The organism is Streptococcus infantis (assembly GCF_000960085.1).
GTDB classification, from domain to species: domain Bacteria; phylum Bacillota; class Bacilli; order Lactobacillales; family Streptococcaceae; genus Streptococcus; species Streptococcus infantis_C.
The window spans coordinates 1-20516 of sequence record NZ_JYGT01000003.1 but is presented as its reverse complement, the minus strand read 5'-3'; the positions used below and the strand labels follow the sequence as shown (position 1 = coordinate 20516).

Annotated in this window: 14 protein-coding genes, 2 tRNA genes and 3 rRNA genes; all 19 read left to right on the top strand. The window is 38.3% G+C overall.

The window, feature by feature from the left end; translation table 11 throughout:
* Nucleotides 1-55 precede the first annotated feature (55 nt).
* Nucleotides 56-817 carry a ParB/RepB/Spo0J family partition protein gene (locus TZ94_RS00755; RefSeq protein ID WP_045613250.1) on the top strand — a complete coding sequence of 254 codons (762 nt, stop codon included), beginning with the start codon at nucleotides 56-58 and terminating at the stop codon, nucleotides 815-817.
* A gap of 211 nt (nucleotides 818-1028) precedes the next feature.
* Nucleotides 1029-2387: a chromosomal replication initiator protein DnaA gene (gene dnaA, locus TZ94_RS00750; protein ID WP_045613381.1), complete on the top strand. Its 1359-nt coding sequence runs from the start codon at nucleotides 1029-1031 to the stop codon at nucleotides 2385-2387.
* A gap of 158 nt (nucleotides 2388-2545) precedes the next feature.
* Complete coding sequence (gene dnaN, locus TZ94_RS00745; protein ID WP_045613248.1) at nucleotides 2546-3682, top strand: DNA polymerase III subunit beta; 1137 nt, start codon at nucleotides 2546-2548, stop codon at nucleotides 3680-3682.
* A gap of 66 nt (nucleotides 3683-3748) precedes the next feature.
* The gene (locus TZ94_RS00740) at nucleotides 3749-3943 is read left to right on the top strand and encodes a DUF951 domain-containing protein (RefSeq protein ID WP_000285188.1); all 195 of its coding nucleotides are present in this window, start codon (nucleotides 3749-3751) and stop codon (nucleotides 3941-3943) included.
* A gap of 84 nt (nucleotides 3944-4027) precedes the next feature.
* The gene (ychF, locus tag TZ94_RS00735; RefSeq protein WP_045613246.1) at nucleotides 4028-5143 is read left to right on the top strand and encodes a redox-regulated ATPase YchF; all 1116 of its coding nucleotides are present in this window, start codon (nucleotides 4028-4030) and stop codon (nucleotides 5141-5143) included.
* Nucleotides 5144-5215: 72 nt separating this feature from the next.
* Nucleotides 5216-5785: an aminoacyl-tRNA hydrolase gene (pth, locus tag TZ94_RS00730; RefSeq protein ID WP_045613244.1), complete on the top strand. Its 570-nt coding sequence runs from the start codon at nucleotides 5216-5218 to the stop codon at nucleotides 5783-5785.
* Nucleotides 5778-9281, top strand: coding sequence for a transcription-repair coupling factor (gene mfd / locus TZ94_RS00725; protein ID WP_080929457.1), 3504 nt, complete (start codon nucleotides 5778-5780; stop codon nucleotides 9279-9281). The genes pth and mfd overlap by 8 nt, the downstream gene beginning before the upstream one ends.
* 65 nt (nucleotides 9282-9346) lie before the next feature.
* A complete protein-coding gene (locus TZ94_RS00720; RefSeq protein ID WP_024053357.1) occupies nucleotides 9347-9613 on the top strand; it encodes an RNA-binding S4 domain-containing protein in 267 nt (88 codons plus the stop codon).
* Nucleotides 9606-9974 (top strand): septum formation initiator family protein, encoded by a 369-nt coding sequence (locus tag TZ94_RS00715; protein ID WP_004250925.1) that lies wholly within the window; start codon nucleotides 9606-9608, stop codon nucleotides 9972-9974. The genes TZ94_RS00720 and TZ94_RS00715 overlap by 8 nt, the downstream gene beginning before the upstream one ends.
* 6 nt (nucleotides 9975-9980) lie before the next feature.
* On the top strand, nucleotides 9981-10103 hold the full coding sequence (locus tag TZ94_RS10110; RefSeq protein WP_004250924.1) for an SP_0009 family protein: 123 nt from the start codon (nucleotides 9981-9983) through the stop codon (nucleotides 10101-10103).
* Nucleotides 10096-11364 (top strand): serine hydrolase, encoded by a 1269-nt coding sequence (locus TZ94_RS00705; protein WP_045613239.1) that lies wholly within the window; start codon nucleotides 10096-10098, stop codon nucleotides 11362-11364. The genes TZ94_RS10110 and TZ94_RS00705 overlap by 8 nt, the downstream gene beginning before the upstream one ends.
* On the top strand, nucleotides 11361-12638 hold the full coding sequence (gene tilS, locus TZ94_RS00700) for a tRNA lysidine(34) synthetase TilS (protein WP_045613237.1): 1278 nt from the start codon (nucleotides 11361-11363) through the stop codon (nucleotides 12636-12638). Before TZ94_RS00705 ends, tilS begins: the two co-directional genes overlap by 4 nt.
* Before the next feature lie 4 nt (nucleotides 12639-12642).
* Nucleotides 12643-13185 carry a hypoxanthine phosphoribosyltransferase gene (gene hpt / locus TZ94_RS00695; protein ID WP_006150551.1) on the top strand — a complete coding sequence of 181 codons (543 nt, stop codon included), beginning with the start codon at nucleotides 12643-12645 and terminating at the stop codon, nucleotides 13183-13185.
* Between the two features lie 16 nt (nucleotides 13186-13201).
* Nucleotides 13202-15160, top strand: coding sequence for an ATP-dependent zinc metalloprotease FtsH (gene ftsH, locus TZ94_RS00690; protein ID WP_045613234.1), 1959 nt, complete (start codon nucleotides 13202-13204; stop codon nucleotides 15158-15160).
* Nucleotides 15161-15323: 163 nt separating this feature from the next.
* Nucleotides 15324-15395 (top strand) — tRNA-Glu (locus tag TZ94_RS00685).
* Nucleotides 15396-15624: 229 nt separating this feature from the next.
* Nucleotides 15625-17172: ribosomal RNA gene (locus TZ94_RS00680) — 16S ribosomal RNA — on the top strand.
* A gap of 50 nt (nucleotides 17173-17222) precedes the next feature.
* Nucleotides 17223-17295, top strand: a tRNA-Ala gene (locus tag TZ94_RS00675).
* A 125-nt stretch (nucleotides 17296-17420) separates the two neighbouring features.
* A 23S ribosomal RNA gene (locus TZ94_RS00670) occupies nucleotides 17421-20322 on the top strand.
* A gap of 77 nt (nucleotides 20323-20399) precedes the next feature.
* Nucleotides 20400-20515: ribosomal RNA gene (gene rrf, locus TZ94_RS00665) — 5S ribosomal RNA — on the top strand.
* Together the 16S, 23S and 5S rRNA genes with 2 tRNA genes alongside form the textbook arrangement of a ribosomal RNA operon.
* The last annotated feature ends 1 nt before the right edge of the window (nucleotide 20516 follow it).

Sequence of the window (20516 nt, the reverse complement as noted above, 5' to 3'; positions counted from 1 at the left end):
TTACATATTTGTAAACTTACTTTACAGAATATCAAAGTTGTGATACTGTAGAAATATGGAAGAATTTAAACTCATTCGCATCAGTGATATTCAAAAAAATCCCTATCAACCACGTAAAGAATTTTCAGAAGAAAAAGTAAAAGAACTCGCTCAATCTATTAAAGAGAATGGTCTGATTCAACCGATTATCGTTCGTCAATCTCCAGTTATCGGATATGAAATCCTAGCTGGAGAAAGACGATATCGTGCATCAATAGCAGCTGGGCTAACAGAAGTTCCCGTAATCATCAAAAAACTATCTGATCAAGATATGATGATTCACTCAATCATTGAAAATTTGCAACGTGAAGACTTAAATCCGATTGAAGAAGCAAAAGCTTATCAATCTTTAATTGATAAAGGGTATACTCATGCAGAAATTGCTGATAAAATGGGGAAATCACGTCCCTATATTACCAATCTTGTTCGATTGCTAACGTTGCCTGATTTTATTCAAATTGAAGTAGAAACTGGAAAATTATCTCAAGCACATGCTAGACTTCTAATCCAACTACCTGTTGAAGAACAAAGAAAATTACTCTATCGTATTCAGACGGAAGATTTATCAGTTCGGCAAGTAGAACTTCTACTTCAAGAGAAAAAAAAGAAGAAGAAAAGCAAAGAGAAAGATCACTTTATCAAAGAAGAAGAAGAAAATTTAAAAAAATTGTTGGGATTAGATGTCCAAATCGTCCTTCAAAAAAAAGAGGCAGGAAAAATAACTATCTCTTTTCATAATCAAGAAGAGTACCAACGTTTTATTAACAGCCTGAAATAAGGCTGTTATTTTATTTTTCTCAAATCACAGACTTATCCACTAAATTAGTATGAATAAAACCGATAAAATCACAAATAAAACCTTTTATCCACAAGTTGTGGATAAATCTTTTAAACATTGTGGATTGTTTTTCACAAGTTGTGGAAAAAATGCTTGCTATATGATAAAATAGGTGTAAGATTATACCTTTTAGAAAAGGAGGAGTTTGTTGTTGAAAGAAAAACAATTTTGGAATCAGATTTTAGAATTAGCTAAAGAGAGATTGACACGATCAATGTTTGATTTCTACGCAACACCTGCTGAATTAATAAAGGTCGAGGGAAATGTAGCTACCATATTTTTGCCAAGATCTGAAATGGAAATGGTTTGGAGTACAAAACTCAATGATATTATTGTAGCTGTCGGTTTCCAAATCTATGACACTGAAATAAAAGCACAATATGTATTGACCAAGGAAGATTCTAGTACCTCCGAAATAACAACAACTGTTGAGAATTCTAATCTTCAACAAGAACAAACTATAAAATCTATTCCTTATTCAGAAACAGGATTAAGAGATATCTATACATTTGATAATTTTATCCAAGGTGATGGAAATATTTGGGCTAAATCCGCTGCTTTAGCTGTATCAGAAGATCCTGGACTAACTTATAATCCACTTTTTATATATGGGGGACCTGGTCTTGGAAAAACGCACTTACTCAATGCTTTAGGGAATGAAATTCTCAAAAAAAATCCTAACGCGCGTGTAAAATACATCCCTGCCGAAACTTTTATTAATGAATTTTTAGAGCATCTAAGACTCAGCGATATGGATAATTTTAAAAAAACCTATCGAAGCCTAGATCTCCTTCTTATTGATGATATCCAATCACTTAGTGGAAGAAAAGTGCAAACTCAAGATGAATTTTTTAATACTTTCAATGCTCTACACAATAATAATAAACAAATCGTTTTGACTAGTGACCGTAGACCTGAACAACTAGAAAACCTACCTGAACGTCTTGTCACGCGCTTCTCATGGGGTCTAACGACAGATATTACACCTCCGGATTTTGAAACTCGTATCGCTATCTTAAACAGTAAAACAGAGGATTTAGATTATCATTTTCAACCTGACACAATCGAATATTTGGCTGGCCAGTTTGATTCAAACGTACGTGAATTAGAAGGTGCCCTTAAAGATATTAGTCTCATGGCTAAAATTAAACAAATCAACACTATAACTGTGGATATTGCATCAGAAGCTATCCGTGCTCGAAAACAAAGCGTCAGCACCATGATCGTTATTCCGATTGAAAAAATCCAAGAGGAAGTCGGTAACTTTTATGACGTCAGCGTCAAGGAGATGAAAGGAACTAGACGTGTTCAGAATATTGTTCTAGCTCGTCAAGTTGCTATGTACCTAGCTAGAGAATTAACTGATAACAGTCTTCCAAAAATTGGAAAAGAATTTGGTGGTAAAGATCATACAACCGTCATTCATGCTCATGCAAAAATCAAATCTATGATTGAAACTGATGATAAATTACGTATAGAAATCGAAACCATCAAAAAGAAAATTAAATAACTTGTGGATAAGTATTTAAAATGTTACTGATTTATTCACATTTTTTAAACAAGTATAACTTCTTGATTTTTCTAAGCTAAACTTCGTTTTCCACAGATTTCACACAGACTATTATTACTATTATCCTTCTAATAATAAAAATAAATAAAGGAGATTCCATGATTCATTTTTCTATTAATAAAAATTTATTCCTGCAATCATTAAATATTACTAAACGTGCTATTAGTTCAAAAAATGCTATTCCTGTTTTATCAACTATCAAAATCGATGTTACTAACGAAGGAATTACATTGATTGGATCAAATGGTCAAATTTCAATCGAGAACTTTATTTCTCAAAAAGATGAAAATGCAGGTCTTTTGATTAACTCTTTAGGTTCTATCCTTTTAGAAGCTTCATTCTTTATCAATGTTGTATCTAGTCTTCCAGATGTGACTCTTGATTTCAAAGAAATTGAACAAAATCAAATTGTATTAACAAGTGGAAAATCAGAGATCACGCTAAAAGGAAAAGATAGCGAGCAGTATCCACGTATCCAGGAAATTGCAGCAAGTAATCCTTTAGTTCTTGAAACAAAGCTTCTTAAAAAGATTATCAACGAAACTGCCTTTGCAGCTAGTGTTCAAGAAAGTCGTCCAATCTTGACTGGTGTACATTTTGTCTTGAGTAATCATCAAGAATTAAAAACAGTTGCGACAGATTCTCACCGTCTCAGTCAGAAGAAATTGACGCTTGAGAAAAATAGTGATGATTTTGATGTTGTCATCCCAAGTCGCTCTCTACGCGAATTTTCAGCTGTTTTTACAGATGATATCGAAACAGTAGAGATTTTCTTTGCAAATAACCAAATTCTTTTTAGAAGCGAAAATATTAGTTTCTATACACGTCTCTTAGAAGGTAATTATCCAGATACCGATCGTTTGATTCCAACAGATTTTAATACGACAGTGACTTTTGACGTTGTGAATCTACGTCAATCTATGGAACGTGCTCGTCTCTTATCAAGTGCAACCCAAAATGGTACTGTAAAATTAGAAATCAAACAAGGAGTGGTTACAGCACATGTAAATTCTCCAGAAGTTGGTAAAGTAAACGAAGAAATCGATACAATTGCTGTATCTGGTGAAGATTTGACGATTAGCTTTAACCCAACTTACTTGATTGAAGCACTAAAAGCCTTGAACAGCGAAAAGGTTACAATCAGCTTTATCTCATCAGTTCGTCCATTTACTCTGGTACCAGCTGATACAGATGAAGATTTCATACAGCTGATTACACCAGTTCGTACAAATTAATGGAAAGAGGTTGAGCTTAGCTCGCCTCTTTTATGATATAATCGAAAATAGAAAAGGAGACTAGCTATGTATCAAGTTGGAAATTTTGTTGAAATGAAAAAACCACACGCTTGTACAATCAAATCAACTGGTAAAAAAGCTAATCGTTGGGAGATTACACGTGTAGGGGCAGATATTAAGATAAAATGTAGTAATTGTGATCATGTGGTCATGATGAGTCGCTATGATTTTGAAAGAAAAATGAACAAAATCATTGATTAGAGACACTCACTTGGAGGGTTAGCAAGTTTTCCCTTTTTGTGTTATAATATTGAAGATTGAAATGTGAACGGAGAATGAGAAACTATGGCTTTAACAGCAGGTATCGTGGGTTTGCCAAACGTTGGTAAATCAACCCTATTTAATGCAATTACAAAAGCAGGAGCAGAAGCTGCAAACTATCCATTTGCGACGATTGATCCAAATGTTGGGATGGTAGAAGTTCCAGATGAACGCCTCCAAAAATTGACGGAAATGATTACTCCTAAGAAGACAGTTCCAACAACCTTTGAATTTACAGATATTGCAGGGATTGTTAAAGGTGCGTCAAAAGGTGAAGGTCTTGGTAATAAATTCTTGGCCAATATCCGTGAAGTGGATGCTATTGTTCACGTAGTTCGTGCTTTTGATGATGAAAATGTCATGCGTGAGCAAGGTCGTGAAGATGCCTTTGTAGATCCACTTGCAGATATTGATACCATTAACCTAGAGTTGATTTTGGCAGACTTAGAATCTGTGAATAAACGCTATGCGCGTGTGGAAAAGATGGCACGTACTCAAAAAGATAAAGAATCAGTTGCAGAATTTAACGTTCTCCAAAAGATTAAACCAGTTCTTGAAGACGGTAAATCAGCTCGTACCATTGAATTCACAGATGAAGAACAAAAAGTTGTTAAAGGTCTTTTCCTCTTGACGACAAAACCAGTTCTTTATGTAGCGAATGTGGATGAGGATGTTGTTGGAGACCCAGACTCTATTGATTATGTGAAGCAAATTCGTGAATTCGCAGAAACAGAAAATGCAGAGGTGGTTGTGATTTCTGCGCGTGCTGAAGAAGAAATCTCTGAGTTAGATGATGAAGATAAAAAGGAGTTTCTTGAAGCCATTGGTTTGACAGAATCAGGTGTGGATAAGTTGACGCGTGCAGCTTACCATTTACTTGGACTTGGAACTTACTTCACAGCTGGTGAAAAAGAAGTTCGTGCTTGGACCTTTAAACGTGGTATGAAAGCTCCTCAAGCAGCTGGAATTATCCACTCAGACTTTGAAAAAGGATTTATTCGTGCAGTGACCATGTCTTATGACGATTTGGTGAAATACGGATCTGAAAAGGCTGTAAAAGAAGCTGGACGTTTACGTGAAGAAGGAAAAGAATATGTCGTTCAAGATGGCGATATCATGGAATTCCGCTTTAACGTATGATCAACATTTTTAATAGTGTCAATCAGGTTGGAAAAAAATTCCAACCCTTTTGGCTTTTGAAAGGAAAAATAAATGACAAAATTACTTGTAGGATTGGGAAATCCAGGAGATAAATATTTTGAGACAAAGCATAATGTTGGTTTTATGTTGATTGACCAATTGGCTAAAAAACAGAATGTCACTTTTACACACGATAAGATATTCCAAGCTGAATTAGCCTCATTTTTTCTTAATGGGGAAAAAATTTATCTTGTGAAACCAACAACATTTATGAACGAGAGTGGAAAAGCTGTACATGCCTTATTAACTTACTATGGTTTGGATATTGAAGATTTACTAATCATTTACGATGATCTGGATATGGAAGTTGGGAAAATTCGTCTTCGAGCTAAAGGATCAGCTGGTGGTCATAATGGAATCAAGTCGATTATTCAACATATTGGTACACAGGTTTTCAATCGTGTAAAGATTGGTATTGGTAGACCTAAAAAAGGAATGTCTGTTGTTCACCATGTTTTGAGTAAGTTTGATCAAGAAGATTATATTGGTATTTTACAGTCAATTGACAAGGTTGACGATGCTGTAAATTATTATTTACAAGAGAAAAACTTTGAAAAAACAATGCAGAAATATAATGGGTAAGGGAATGGCATTAATCGATTTCTTTTTAGAGAATAAACAAATCCTATCTTGGCATGAGAACTTACCACAGAAACAAAGACAATTATTACTAGGTCTTTCTGGCTCAGCAAAATCGTTAGCGATTGCTAGTAGTCTGAAGAGTCAGGATAAGGTTTTAGTGATGACTTCCACATATGGAGAAGCTGAGCGTCTGATTAATGATCTAATCTCCATATTAGGTTCTGATCTGGTTTATCCATTTCTAGTAGATGATTCACCAATGGTTGAATTTTTGGTATCATCTCAGGAAAAGATTTTTTCTCGGGTTGAAGCTTTGCGTTTTCTAAGAGATGAATCTCAAAGAGGGATTTTAGTTTGTAACGTCGCAGCTAGTCGAGTATTCTTGCCGAATCCTCAAGTTTTTGATGATAGTATCTTAGAACTTCAAGTGGGGCAAGAATGCGAACAAAGAGAATTAAAAAATCACTTGATTTCTCTTGGTTATAAGAAAGTTACACAAGTTCAAAGTCAGGGAGAATTTAGCCTTCGTGGAGATATTCTAGATATATTTGAAACCTCTCAAATTTGTCCTTATCGGATTGAATTTTTCGGTGATGAGATTGATGGCATTAGAGAATTTGATACTGAAACTCAATTATCAAAAGATAGTAAAACTCAAGTACTAATCTATCCAGCTAGTGATATTTTGTTAACGAATGAAGATTATCATCGTGGTCAGAAATTTTTAGAACATGAGATTGATAAGGCACTTTCTCCAACTTTAAAGTCTTACCTAGAAGAAGTTTTTAGTTGTACGAAAGAGCAAGTTCTTCATGCAGATATTCGCAAGTTTTTGTCTGTATTTTATAAAAAACAGTGGACCTTGATAGACTATTTGAATCAAGTTCCTGCTATATTTGACGATTTTCAAAAAATCATGAATCAGTATGATATTTTTGATAAGGAGACAGCTAACTACTTTACAGAGGATTTACACAATAGTAAAGCTGTATCAAGTTTACAATATTTTGCTGATGTAGAAAGTCAAATTAAAAAATACGTACCAGCCAGTTTCTTTTCAAATTTCCAAAAGGGGCTTGGTAATCTAAAGTTTGACCATCTTTATCAATTTAATCAGTATCCAATGCAAGAGTTCTTCAATCAATTTTCTTTTTTGAAAGAAGAAATTGAACGTTATAAAAAATTAAAATATACAATTGTTCTTCAGTCAAGTAGTAAAACTGAACTCAAAAAACTGTCAACAATTTTAGACGAATACGAAATTCAGGTTGATAATAGTAATGGAAGTGAAATCTGTAAAGGAACTGTCAATCTTATTGAAGGAAATCTTCGTCATGGCTTTCATTTTGTAGATGAAAATCTTGTATTTATCACTGAATATGAAATTTTTAAGAAGAAGATTAAGCGTAAATATAGAAGACAAAATATCAGTAATGCTGAGCGGTTAAAGGATTATAATGAGCTACAAAAAGGAGACTACGTCGTTCATCAAATTCATGGTATTGGGCAGTATTTAGGAATCGAAACGATTGAAATCAAAGGAATTCATCGAGATTATGTGAGTATCCAATATCAAAATGGAGATCGAATTTCTATTCCTGTAGAACAAATCCAAACCTTATCTAAGTATGTTTCAAGTGATGGAAAAGCTCCAAAGCTAAATAAGTTAAATGATGGACATTTTAAAAAAGCTAAGCAAAAAGTTAAAAATCAAGTTGAAGATATTGCGGATGACTTAATTAAACTGTATGCTGAGAGGAGCCAACTGAAAGGATATGCATTTTCAAAAGATGACGAAAATCAGGTTGCTTTTGATGAGGCTTTTCCCTATGTTGAAACAGAAGATCAACTTCGAAGTATAGAAGAAATCAAAAAAGATATGCGAGCACCTCAACCAATGGATCGACTCTTAGTTGGAGATGTTGGGTTTGGTAAGACAGAAGTAGCCATGCGAGCTGCATTTAAAGCTGTCAATGATCATAAACAGGTGGTCGTTTTAGTACCAACTACCGTTCTTGCGCAGCAACATTACAGTAATTTCAAGGAAAGATTTGAGCAATTTGCTGTAAACGTAGATGTTTTGAGTCGCTTTAGAAGTAAAAAAGAACAGACTGAAACACTTGAAAAATTGAAAAAAGGTCAAGTGGACATCTTGATAGGAACTCATAGAGTTTTGTCTAAAGATGTTGAATTTGCAGATTTAGGATTGATTATCATCGATGAAGAACAACGTTTTGGTGTCAAGCATAAAGAAGCACTCAAGGAATTAAAAAAGAAGGTTGATGTTTTAACCTTGACAGCTACACCAATTCCTCGAACGCTTCATATGTCTATGCTAGGTATCCGAGATTTATCTGTCATTGAAACCCCTCCAACAAATCGATATCCTGTACAAACCTATGTCCTTGAACAGAATGATCGTGTCATTCGAGATGCTGTATTAAGAGAAATTGATCGTGGTGGTCAGGTTTACTATCTTTACAATAAAGTTGACACAATTGAAAAGAAGGTTTCAGAGTTACAAGAACTGATTCCAGAAGCTTCTATTGGTTTTGTTCATGGTCAAATGAGTGAAATTCGTTTGGAGAACACACTACTTGACTTTATTGAAGGTGAATATGATATTTTAGTAACCACGACAATCATTGAAACAGGAGTGGATATTCCAAATGCCAATACCTTGTTTATCGAAAATGCAGACCACATGGGATTGTCAACCTTATATCAACTTAGAGGTCGAGTTGGTCGAAGTAATCGAATCGCTTATGCCTATCTTATGTATCGACCTGACAAATCTTTGACAGAAGTTTCAGAAAAGAGATTAGAAGCTATCAAGGGATTTACCGAATTGGGTTCTGGTTTCAAAATTGCTATGCGCGATTTATCTATTCGTGGAGCGGGTAATCTTTTAGGAAGTTCGCAGTCCGGTTTTATCGATTCAGTTGGTTTTGAACTCTATTCTCAGTTACTGGAAGAAGCAATTGCTAAGAAAAATGGAACTGACAAGAAACGTGGAAAAGGAAATGCTGAGTTAATTCTACAAATTGATGCCTATCTTCCAGATGAGTATATTTCGGATGAACGACATAAAATTGAGATTTACAAGAGAATTCGTCAAATTGACAACCGTGTCAACTACGAAGAATTACAAGATGAGTTGATAGACCGATTTGGAGAGTATCCAGATGTAGTTGCCTACCTCTTAGAAATTGGATTAGCTAAAGCTTATCTAGATAAAGTATTTGTCAATCGAGTTGAAAGAAGAAATAATAAGCTTGTCATTCAATTTGAAAAAATATCGCAACAACTATTTTTAACACAAGATTATTTCCAGGCTCTTTCTCAGACAAATTTGAAGGCTAATATTTCTGAAAATCAAGGTTTAATCGAAGTTGTTTTTGATATTCGAAATAAAAAAGACTATGAGATTTTAGAAGGACTCTTAACCTTTGGAGAATCGTTAGCGAAGATAAAAGACTTAAAAGAGTCACATTAGGGATTACCTTTTTTCTTCTATAAAAGGGATAAAAATGGTACAATAATAATTTGAGGTATTATAAGATGAGATTAGATAAATATTTAAAAGTATCACGAATTATTAAACGCCGTACGGTAGCTAAGGAAGTTGCAGATAAAGGGCGAATCAAGGTAAATGGTATCCTTGCTAAAAGTTCAACTGATTTAAAAATCAATGATCAGGTTGAAATTCGTTTTGGAAATAAAATGTTGCTTGTAAAGGTGCTCGAAATGAAAGATAGCACAAAAAAAGAAGATGCAGCTGGAATGTATGAAATTATCAGTGAAACAAGGGTAGAAGACGATGTATAAAAAAATAGTCCAAATGAATAATTCATTTATTCAAAATGAACACCAACGACGTAAGTACATGATGGAAGAACGTCAAAAACGTAATCGTTTTATGGGTTGGGTTTTGATTTTGATTATGTTGCTATTCATCTTACCAACTTACAATTTAGCACAAAGTTACCAACAATTACTAACACGTCGCCAGCAACTAGCTGATTTGAAAAAACAATATCAGGACTTGAGCGATGAAAAGGATAAAGAAGCTAGTTTAGCAACTAAGCTAAAAGATGAATCCTATGCGGCTAAATATTCCCGTGCAAAATATTATTATTCAAAAACATGGGAGGAAGTTTATACAATTCCGGACTTACTTCCTAGGTAATGCGAAATGGAAAATTTATTAGATATTATCGAAAAATTTTTAAGTCAGTCAGATGAAAAATTAGATGAGTTAGCTCAAAAGAATCATCTGTTACGACTACAAGAAGAAGAGGGGAAAAAGAATGCGTAAATTTTTAGTGATATTACTACTTCCTATTTTCCTAAAAAGCGTTCAAGTAGTAAGCACTGAGAATCCAGTTATCATTCCAAAACAAGAAGTTTATTCTTTAACTCATACTCCATATCATTTTTATTATCAAGATATTATAGAATCTCCAAAATTTTATGGTGAGACGCCTGTTTATTCTACAGAAGACCTGATTAATGAATCGGGTAAAGTAAATGCAGAAACAAAATTAACCGTTTTAGAATGGCGATTAAATAAACAAGGACAGCCTGTCTTTAAATTGTCAAATAATCAATTTGTAATGGCTGATAAACGACTTTTATACGATAGTTCCATCGTAAACGATTTTTCTAAACGAGTATGGTTAGAACCAGGATTTGTCGTTTATAATAGTCCTTATAATCAACAAGAATTAAAGTCTACGTTAGTACCTTATCAAGAGGTTGAAGCAGACATGTCTGTTTTTGCTGAAGGTCGTGAATTCTTACATATCAAACAAGCTGGTTGGGTTTCGACGGATTATATTTCTGATGATGATAATCGTATTCAGAAAGTACAAGAGTTGCTATCTGCAAATTATCAAAATGAACAGTTCTCTATTTATATTAAACAATTGAGTACAGGTAAGGAAGCTGGCATTAATGAAAATCAAAAAATGTACGCTGCTAGTGTTATGAAATTACCTTATCTTTATTCTGTTCAGGAAAAAATCAATCAAGGTGATTACCAACTTGACACGAAATTGAAGTATGTTTCTGAAGTTAATGATTTCCCTGGTTCTTATAAACCGGAAGGAAGCGGAAGTCTCCCTAAAACAGCGGACAATAAAGAATACACAATCAAAGATTTAATCACAAAAACTGCAAAAGAATCTGACAATGTAGCTCATAATATTCTTGGTTATTATATTACCAATAAATCAGATGATGTCTTCAAAAAAGAGATGACTACGATTGCTGGTAATGAATGGGATGTAAACGATAAGTTAGCTTCGGCTAAAATGGCTGGTCAAGTTATGGAATCTATTTACAATCAAAATGGTTTTGTTTTAGAGTCCCTATCTCAGACTTCATTTGATAATCAGCGGATTGCTAAAAATATTTCTGCTAAGGTAGCCCATAAAATTGGGGATGCAGATGAATTTAAACATGATGTGGCAGTAGTCTATACAGATTCTCCTTTCGTGATTTCAATCTTTACCAAAAATTCTGATTATGATACTATTTCTAAAATTGCTAAGGATGTCTACGAGGTCCTAAAATGAGAGACCGAGATTTTTTAAATCATTTTCTAGAAAAAGGTTATTTTAAAAATCATTCAAGCGTTGTGCTAGCCTTGTCTGGTGGATTGGATTCGATGTTTCTCTTTCATCTTCTTTCAAACTATCAAAAAGAACTCGGGATTGAATTATTTTTAGCTCATGTGAATCATAAACAACGACCAGAATCAGATATTGAAGAAAATGAATTAAGAAAACTGGCAGAAGAAGTTGGAGTTCCAATTTATGTAGCTGGTTTTACGGGAGATTTTTCAGAAGCAAATGCTCGTCAATTTCGCTATGAATTTTTTAGAGAGGTAATGGCGAAAACGTCATCTACAGCTCTTGTAACAGCTCATCATGCAGATGATCAGGCTGAGACGATTTTTATGAGAATAATTAGGGGTGTTAGATTACAACACTTATCAGCTATTAAAGAAAGACAAGAGTTTGATAAGGGAGAGTTAATTCGTCCTTTGCTATCTTTTTATAAGAAAGATTTTCCTGAAATTGAGCATTTTGAAGACAGGACAAACAAAGAAAATTCCTATTTTCGTAACCGTGTTCGCAACCTTTATCTACCACAATTAGAAAAAGAAAATGTTCAGGTAAAGAGAGCATTTTTAGAGTTTGGGAAAGAAGTATCAGATTATCAGATTGCTCTGGCTGAATTTTCTCAAACGATTGATGTAGAAGATTTAACCCAATTTCTATCGTTTTCAGAAGCAATACAGCGAGTTTTACTACAACAATATCTTAGTCATTTTCCAGATTTAAATATTACAAGAGAACAGTTTCAAGAAATCCATCATATTTTAAGGACCAGAAGTCAATATCATCATCATTTAAAAAATGGTTATGAACTTGTAAAAGAATATCAACACTTTCAAATTTGTAAAATCAGACCAAAGTCTGATGAAAAAAGTAGTAACTGTGTGTTAGACTATCAAAATCAAGTTCATTTTGAAGGTTATCTGTTTTCATTTGGAATTCCTCTAGAAGGTAAAAATATTCAAAAAATCAATGTTTCTCGTGAAACATCATTGATTTTACGTCATCGACAACCAGGTGATTATTTGATAAAAAATGGTCATCGAAAAAAATTAAGACGACTTTTTATTGATTTAAAAATTCCTACAGAAAAACGGGGAAATGCTATTATCGTTGAGCAATTCGGACAAATTTGTTCAATTTTAGGAATTGAACTCAGTGATTTGAGTATAAAAATGAAAAATGATATAATGAACACTATACTTTATATAGAAAAAATAGATAGGTAAAATCATGTTAGAACAAGATATCAAGAAGATTTTGATTTCACAAGATGAAATTACAGAAGCTGCTAAGAAATTAGGTGCTCAATTAACAAAAGATTATGAAGGGAAAAATCCAATTTTAGTTGGAATTCTAAAAGGATCTATTCCTTTCATGGCAGAATTAGTTAAATATATCGACACTCATCTTGAAATGGATTTTATGATGGTTTCCAGTTACCATGGAGGTACTGTAAGTAGCGGTGTTATCAATATCAAACAAGATGTAACTCAAGATATTAAAGGTAGACATGTTGTTTTTGTTGAAGATATTATCGACACTGGTCAAACTTTGAAAAGTTTGAGAGATATGTTTACTGCTAGAGAAGCGGCATCTGTTAAGATTGTTACAATGCTTGATAAACCAGAAGGCCGTACTGTAGAAATCGAAGCAGACTACACATGTTTTACTATTCCAAATGAATTTGTTGTAGGCTACGGTTTAGACTATAATGAAAATTATCGTAACCTTCCTTATGTAGGTGTATTGAAAGAGGAAGTTTACTCAAAATAGAAGGGTAAGTTGTTGAATGCAAAAGCAAAATAATGGTTTTATAAAAAATCCATTTCTTTATTTGTTGATGATTTTCTTGCTAGTGACGGGATTCCAGTACTTCTTTGCTGGAAGGGCTGCAGGACATAGTCAACAAATTAAATACTCAGAATTGGTGCAGGAAATCACTAATGACAATGTAAAAGAAATGACCTACCAACCAAGTGGTAGTGTTATCGAAGTGTCTGGTGTCTATAAAACTGCTAAAACAGAAAAACCGGAAACAGGTATTCAGTTTTTCACACCATCTGCAACAAAAGTAGAAAAATTTACAAGTATTATTCTTCCATCGGATACTACTGTAGCAGATTTGCAAAAATTAGCTGGGGAACACCAAACACAAATTGAAGTGAAACATGAAAGCTCAAGTGGTATGTGGATCAATATCCTAGTTTCAGTAGTACCATTTGCCATTTTATTCTTCTTCCTATTTTCTATGATGGGAAATATGGGAGGAAATAGCGGACGTAATCCGATGAGCTTTGGACGCAATAAAGCTAAGGCTGCTAATAAAGAAGATATCAAAGTACGCTTTTCAGATGTAGCCGGAGCAGAAGAAGAAAAACAAGAACTTGTTGAAGTTGTTGAATTTTTGAAAGATCCAAAACGCTTTACAAAATTAGGTGCCCGTATCCCGGCTGGTGTTCTCTTAGAAGGACCTCCGGGAACTGGTAAAACATTGCTAGCTAAAGCAGTGGCAGGAGAAGCTGGCGTACCATTCTTTAGTATTTCAGGTTCTGACTTCGTAGAAATGTTCGTCGGTGTCGGTGCAAGCCGTGTACGTTCACTTTTTGAGGATGCTAAAAAAGCAGCACCAGCTATTATCTTTATCGATGAAATCGATGCCGTTGGTCGCCAACGTGGTGTCGGTCTTGGTGGGGGTAATGATGAACGTGAACAAACTTTGAACCAACTCTTGATTGAGATGGATGGTTTTGAAGGAAATGAAGGAATTATCGTTATTGCGGCAACAAACCGTTCAGATGTTCTTGATCCAGCCCTTCTCCGTCCAGGACGATTTGACAGAAAAGTGTTAGTAGGTCGTCCAGATGTTAAGGGACGCGAAGCGATTCTGAAAGTCCACGCTAGAAATAAACCGTTAGCAGAAGATGTAGACTTGAAGTTGGTGGCGCAACAAACTCCAGGCTTTGTTGGGGCTGATTTGGAAAATGTGTTGAACGAAGCAGCTTTAGTTGCAGCTCGTCGCAATAAATCAGTGATTGATGCTTCTGATATTGATGAGGCAGAAGATCGTGTTATCGCTGGACCATCTAAGAAAGATAAAACTGTTTCACAAAAAGAACGTGAAATGGTTGCCTACCACGAAGCGGGACATACTATTGTTGGTTTGGTCCTATCAAACGCACGTGTAGTGCATAAAGTGACAATCGTTCCTCGTGGTCGTGCGGGTGGTTACATGATTGCTCTTCCAAAAGAAGATCAAATGCTACTATCCAAAGAAGATATGAAAGAACAATTAGCTGGTTTGATGGGTGGACGTGTTGCTGAAGAAATTATCTTTAATGTACAAACAACAGGTGCATCAAACGACTTTGAACAAGCTACACAGATGGCGCGTGCTATGGTTACTGAGTATGGTATGAGTGAAAAGCTTGGACCTGTTCAATATGAGGGCAATCATGCAATGTTTGGTGCTCAATCTCCACAAAAATCTATTTCAGAGCGTACAGCTTATGAAATTGATGAAGAAGTTCGTGCATTGTTGAATGAGGCACGCAATAAAGCTGCTGAAATTATTCAATCAAATCGAGAAACACACAAACTTATTGCGGAAGCCTTATTGAAATATGAAACATTGGATAGTACACAAATCAAATCTCTTTATGAAACAGGGAAAATGCCTGAATCAGTAGAGGAGGAATCACGTGCTCTATCATATGATGAAGTCAAATCAAAAATGGCTGAAGAAAACTAAAATATTAGTAGACTAGATACAAGAGAGGGTAACATTATATCCTCTCTTTCTTATTATAAAAATCAATCTATGAAAAGATAGTAAAAAATTTCAGAAAAAAATAATCTCAAGTTCTTGACAAGCGCCAAAAAGTGGGTATAATAGAAAGAGTTGAAAAGCTCAGGGTCCGTTGGTCAAGGGGTTAAGACACCGCCTTTTCACGGCGGTAACACGGGTTCGAATCCCGTACGGACTATGGGTGTATCGCGGTTGATGGGAATAGGATATAAAAAAAGTTAAAAAAAACCTGTTGACAGAGAAAACTGACTGTGATATACTAATATAGTTGTCGCAAGCGCGACAAAGACCTTTGAAAACTGAACAAGACGAACCAATGTGCAGGGCACTATAACTGAAGGTTATAGTACTGAACAATGAAAAAACAATAAATCTGTCAGTGACAGAAATGAGTGAGAACTCAAACTTTTAATGAGAGTTTGATCCTGGCTCAGGATGAACGCTGGCGGCGTGCCTAATACATGCAAGTAGAACGCTGAAGCTTGGTGCTTGCACCGAGCGGATGAGTTGCGAACGGGTGAGTAACGCGTAGGTAACCTGCCTGGTAGCGGGGGATAACTATTGGAAACGATAGCTAATACCGCATGACAACAGTTATTGCATGATAGCTGTTTAAAAGGGGCAATTGCTCCACTACCAGATGGACCTGCGTTGTATTAGCTAGTTGGTGGGGTAACGGCTCACCAAGGCGACGATACATAGCCGACCTGAGAGGGTGATCGGCCACACTGGGACTGAGACACGGCCCAGACTCCTACGGGAGGCAGCAGTAGGGAATCTTCGGCAATGGACGGAAGTCTGACCGAGCAACGCCGCGTGAGTGAAGAAGGTTTTCGGATCGTAAAGCTCTGTTGTAAGAGAAGAACGAGTGTGAGAGTGGAAAGTTCACACTGTGACGGTATCTTACCAGAAAGGGACGGCTAACTACGTGCCAGCAGCCGCGGTAATACGTAGGTCCCGAGCGTTATCCGGATTTATTGGGCGTAAAGCGAGCGCAGGCGGTTAGATAAGTCTGAAGTTAAAGGCTGTGGCTTAACCATAGTACGCTTTGGAAACTGTTTAACTTGAGTGCAAGAGGGGAGAGTGGAATTCCATGTGTAGCGGTGAAATGCGTAGATATATGGAGGAACACCGGTGGCGAAAGCGGCTCTCTGGCTTGTAACTGACGCTGAGGCTCGAAAGCGTGGGGAGCAAACAGGATTAGATACCCTGGTAGTCCACGCCGTAAACGATGAGTGCTAGGTGTTAGACCCTTTCCGGGGTTTAGTGCCGTAGCTAACGCATTAAGCACTCCGCCTGGGGAGTACGACCGCAAGGTTGAAACTCAAAGGAATTGACGGGGGCCCGCACAAGCGGTGGAGCATGTGGTTTAATTCGAAGCAACGCGAAGAACCTTACCAGGTCTTGACATCCCTCTGACCGCTCTAGAGATAGAGTTTTCCTTCGGGACAGAGGTGACAGGTGGTGCATGGTTGTCGTCAGCTCGTGTCGTGAGATGTTGGGTTAAGTCCCGCAACGAGCGCAACCCCTATTGTTAGTTGCCATCATTCAGTTGGGCACTCTAGCGAGACTGCCGGTAATAAACCGGAGGAAGGTGGGGATGACGTCAAATCATCATGCCCCTTATGACCTGGGCTACACACGTGCTACAATGGCTGGTACAACGAGTCGCAAGTCGGTGACGGCAAGCTAATCTCTTAAAGCCAGTCTCAGTTCGGATTGTAGGCTGCAACTCGCCTACATGAAGTCGGAATCGCTAGTAATCGCGGATCAGCACGCCGCGGTGAATACGTTCCCGGGCCTTGTACACACCGCCCGTCACACCACGAGAGTTTGTAACACCCGAAGTCGGTGAGGTAACCATTTGGAGCCAGCCGCCTAAGGTGGGATAGATGATTGGGGTGAAGTCGTAACAAGGTAGCCGTATCGGAAGGTGCGGCTGGATCACCTCCTTTCTAAGGATAAGGAATGCACATTGGTCTTGTTTAGTCTTGAGAGGTCTTGTGGGGCCTTAGCTCAGCTGGGAGAGCGCCTGCTTTGCACGCAGGAGGTCAGCGGTTCGATCCCGCTAGGCTCCATTGGTGAGAGATCACCAAGTAATGCACATTGAAAATTGAATATCTATATCAAATAGTAACAAGAAAATAAACCGAAAACGCTGTAGTATTAATAAGAGTTTATGACTGAAAGGTCAAAAAAGTAAGGTTAAGTTAATAAGGGCGCACGGTGGATGCCTTGGCACTAGGAGCCGAAGAAGGACGTGACAAACGACGATATGCCTTGGGTAGCTGTAAGTAAGCGATGATCCAGGGATTTCCGAATGGGGGAACCCAACAGGTACTACCTGTTACCCATATCTGTTAAGGATATGAGGAGGAAGACGCAGTGAACTGAAACATCTAAGTAGCTGCAGGAAGAGAAAGCAAAAGCGATTGCCTTAGTAGCGGCGAGCGAAACGGCAGGAGGGCAAACCGAAGAGTTTACTCTTCGGGGTTGTAGGACTGCAATGTGGACTCAAAGATTATAGAAGAATGATATGGGAAGATCAGCCAAAGAGAGTGAGAGCCTCGTATTCAAAATAGTCTTTGTACCTAGCAGTATCCTGAGTACGGCGGGACACGTGAAATCCCGTCGGAATCTGGGAGGACCATCTCCCAACCCTAAATACTCCCTAGTGACCGATAGTGAACCAGTACCGTGAGGGAAAGGTGAAAAGCACCCCGGGAGGGGAGTGAAATAGAACCTGAAACCGTGTGCCTACAACAAGTTCGAGCCCGTTAATGGGTGAGAGCGTGCCTTTTGTAGAATGAACCGGCGAGTTACGATATGATGCGAGGTTAAGTTGAAGAGACGGAGCCGTAGGGAAACCGAGTCTGAATAGGGCGCTTTAGTATCATGTCGTAGACCCGAAACCATGTGACCTACCCATGAGCAGGTTGAAGGTGCGGTAAGACGCACTGGAGGACCGAACCAGGGCACGTTGAAAAGTGCTTGGATGACTTGTGGGTAGCGGAGAAATTCCAAACGAACTTGGAGATAGCTGGTTCTCTCCGAAATAGCTTTAGGGCTAGCGTCGACATAAAGATTCTTGGAGGTAGAGCACTGTTTGGGTGAGGGGTCCATCCCGGATTACCAATCTCAGATAAACTCCGAATGCCAATGAATTATGGTCGGCAGTCAGACTGCGAGTGCTAAGATCCGTAGTCGAAAGGGAAACAGCCCAGACCACCAGCTAAGGTCCCAAAATAATTGTTAAGTGGAAAAGGATGTGGGGTTGCACAGACAACTAGGATGTTAGCTTAGAAGCAGCTATTCATTCAAAGAGTGCGTAATAGCTCACTAGTCGAGTGACCCTGCGCCGAAAATGTACCGGGGCTAAAACAATTTACCGAAGCTGTGGATACCTTTATAGGTATGGTAGGAGAGCGTTCTATGTGTGGCGAAGGTGTACCGTGAGGAGCGCTGGAACGCATAGAAGTGAGAATGCCGGTATGAGTAGCGAAAGACAGGTGAGAATCCTGTCCACCGTAAGACTAAGGTTTCCAGGGGAAGGCTCGTCCGCCCTGGGTTAGTCGGGACCTAAGGAGAGACCGAAAGGTGTATCCGATGGACAACAGGTTGATATTCCTGTACTAGAGTATGTAGTGATGGAGGGACGCAGTAGGCTAACTAAAGCAGACGATTGGAAGTGTCTGTCTAAGCAGTGAGGTGTGAACTGAGTCAAATGCTTAGTTCTATAACATTGAGCTGTGATGGGGAGCGAAGTTTAGTAGCGAAGTTAGTGACGTCACACTGCCAAGAAAAGCTTCTAGCGTTAAACATACTCTACCCGTACCGCAAACCGACACAGGTAGTCGAGGCGAGTAGCCTCAGGTGAGCGAGAGAACTCTCGTTAAGGAACTCGGCAAAATGACCCCGTAACTTCGGGAGAAGGGGTGCTGACTTTACGTCAGCCGCAGTGAATAGGCCCAAGCAACTGTTTATCAAAAACACAGCTCTCTGCTAAATCGTAAGATGATGTATAGGGGGTGACGCCTGCCCGGTGCTGGAAGGTTAAGAGGAGTGCTTAGCGGTAACGCGAAGGTATGAATTGAAGCCCCAGTAAACGGCGGCCGTAACTATAACGGTCCTAAGGTAGCGAAATTCCTTGTCGGGTAAGTTCCGACCCGCACGAAAGGCGTAATGATTTGGGCACTGTCTCAACGAGAGACTCGGTGAAATTTTAGTACCTGTGAAGATGCAGGTTACCCGCGACAGGACGGAAAGACCCCATGGAGCTTTACTGCAGTTTGATATTGAGTGTCTGTACCACATGTACAGGATAGGTAGGAGTCTATGAGATCGGGACGCCAGTTTCGAAGGAGACGTTGTTGGGATACTACCCTTGTGTTATGGCCACTCTAACCCGGATAGGTGATCCCTATCGGAGACAGTGTCTGACGGGCAGTTTGACTGGGGCGGTCGCCTCCTAAAAGGTAACGGAGGCGCCCAAAGGTTCCCTCAGAATGGTTGGAAATCATTCGCAGAGTGTAAAGGTATAAGGGAGCTTGACTGCGAGAGCTACAACTCGAGCAGGGACGAAAGTCGGGCTTAGTGATCCGGTGGTTCCGTATGGAAGGGCCATCGCTCAACGGATAAAAGCTACCCTGGGGATAACAGGCTTATCTCCCCCAAGAGTTCACATCGACGGGGAGGTTTGGCACCTCGATGTCGGCTCGTCGCATCCTGGGGCTGTAGTCGGTCCCAAGGGTTGGGCTGTTCGCCCATTAAAGCGGCACGCGAGCTGGGTTCAGAACGTCGTGAGACAGTTCGGTCCCTATCCGTCGCGGGCGTAGGAAATTTGAGAGGATCTGCTCCTAGTACGAGAGGACCAGAGTGGACTTACCGCTGGTGTACCAGTTGTCTTGCCAAAGGCATCGCTGGGTAGCTATGTAGGGAAGGGATAAACGCTGAAAGCATCTAAGTGTGAAACCCACCTCAAGATGAGATTTCCCATGATTTTATATCAGTAAGAGCCCTGAGAGATGATCAGGTAGATAGGTTAGAAGTGGAAGTGTGGCGACACATGTAGCGGACTAATACTAATAGCTCGAGGACTTATCCAAAGTAACTGAGAATATGAAAGCGTAAGGTTTTCTTGGAATTTGATAGATATTCAATTTTGAGTAGGTATTACTCAGAGTTAAGTGACGATAGCCTAGGAGATACACCTGTACCCATGCCGAACACAGAAGTTAAGCCCTAGAACGCCGGAAGTAGTTGGGGGTTGCCCCCTGTGAGATATGGAAGTCGCTTAGCT

Coding starts and splice junctions, on each gene's coding strand:
- TZ94_RS10110 (WP_004250924.1), top strand. CDS start 9,981: ATGGAAAATTTATTAGATATTATCGAAAAATTTTTAAGTCAGTCAGAT.
- pth (WP_045613244.1), top strand. CDS start 5,216: ATGACAAAATTACTTGTAGGATTGGGAAATCCAGGAGATAAATATTTT.
- TZ94_RS00705 (WP_045613239.1), top strand. CDS start 10,096: ATGCGTAAATTTTTAGTGATATTACTACTTCCTATTTTCCTAAAAAGC.
- tilS (WP_045613237.1), top strand. CDS start 11,361: ATGAGAGACCGAGATTTTTTAAATCATTTTCTAGAAAAAGGTTATTTT.
- TZ94_RS00755 (WP_045613250.1), top strand. CDS start 56: ATGGAAGAATTTAAACTCATTCGCATCAGTGATATTCAAAAAAATCCC.
- dnaN (WP_045613248.1), top strand. CDS start 2,546: ATGATTCATTTTTCTATTAATAAAAATTTATTCCTGCAATCATTAAAT.
- TZ94_RS00720 (WP_024053357.1), top strand. CDS start 9,347: ATGAGATTAGATAAATATTTAAAAGTATCACGAATTATTAAACGCCGT.
- mfd (WP_080929457.1), top strand. CDS start 5,778: ATGGGTAAGGGAATGGCATTAATCGATTTCTTTTTAGAGAATAAACAA.
- TZ94_RS00715 (WP_004250925.1), top strand. CDS start 9,606: ATGTATAAAAAAATAGTCCAAATGAATAATTCATTTATTCAAAATGAA.
- hpt (WP_006150551.1), top strand. CDS start 12,643: ATGTTAGAACAAGATATCAAGAAGATTTTGATTTCACAAGATGAAATT.
- ftsH (WP_045613234.1), top strand. CDS start 13,202: ATGCAAAAGCAAAATAATGGTTTTATAAAAAATCCATTTCTTTATTTG.
- ychF (WP_045613246.1), top strand. CDS start 4,028: ATGGCTTTAACAGCAGGTATCGTGGGTTTGCCAAACGTTGGTAAATCA.
- TZ94_RS00740 (WP_000285188.1), top strand. CDS start 3,749: ATGTATCAAGTTGGAAATTTTGTTGAAATGAAAAAACCACACGCTTGT.